1 protein-coding gene is annotated in these 732 nt (G+C 64.3%); it reads right to left on the bottom strand.

All coding sequences use genetic code 11. The features are described from left to right. Nucleotides 1-651 (bottom strand): IS982 family transposase (locus RMT89_RS40525; protein WP_315888755.1); only part of this gene is annotated, 651 nt, incomplete at its 3' end. Nucleotides 652-732: the final 81 nt, after the last annotated feature.

Consider the following 732-nt stretch of genomic DNA (forward strand, 5'->3'; position numbering starts at 1 on the left):
GATCTCCTTCTTCCTCGATGGCCGCAGCAGCGTGATGCCTTGTACGGACAGTGACCTTTCGAAGGTTTTCGAGGCGAAGTCCTTGTCGCTGATCAGCAGCAGGCCCGGCCGCTCGCGCACCAGCTCGGCATCGACCTCCAGCATCGCGGCCAGCACCTCGCGCTCGCCGAGCTTCGGATCGGCCAGCGCCCACAGGATCGGCATCCCGGCCGGAGTGCACACCAGGTACAGCCGCAGCTCCCAGAAGAACCGCGAATGCGACGCGCAGTAGCCGTAGTTGGCCCAGCCCGCGAGTTCCGAGCGCTTGACCGTGGGGCGGGACATCCCGCACGGCACCGGGGTCGAGTCCGTGATCCACACCGTGTCGTGCCAGAAGTCGGTGTCCTTGGCGAGCACCCGTATCACGCGTTTGATCTGCGGAAGCGCGGCGCGCAGCCGTTTGTTGTAGCCGGCATCCTGCGGGATGAAGGGGAACATGTCCTGGAGGTGTGCGCGGACGTACCGCAGCCAGCGGGTCTCGCAGTGGAAGCCGAGCATCGCCTGCATGACCGCCAGGCACAGCAACTCCGTGTGACTGAGTTTCGGTGGCCGGCCAGGCAGCCGCGCGATACCCGCCAAGTCGTCGTCGATCTTCACGTACAGTGCGGTCACGAGGGTGTTCAAGTTCGTCGTCACAAACGATCATGAACACCCTCTCTTCGTGCCCGCAGGCATTCGGAAAGACTCGTCTAG

This window comes from Streptomyces sp. P17 (assembly GCF_032436805.1).
Classification (GTDB): Bacteria; Actinomycetota; Actinomycetes; order Streptomycetales; family Streptomycetaceae; genus Streptomyces.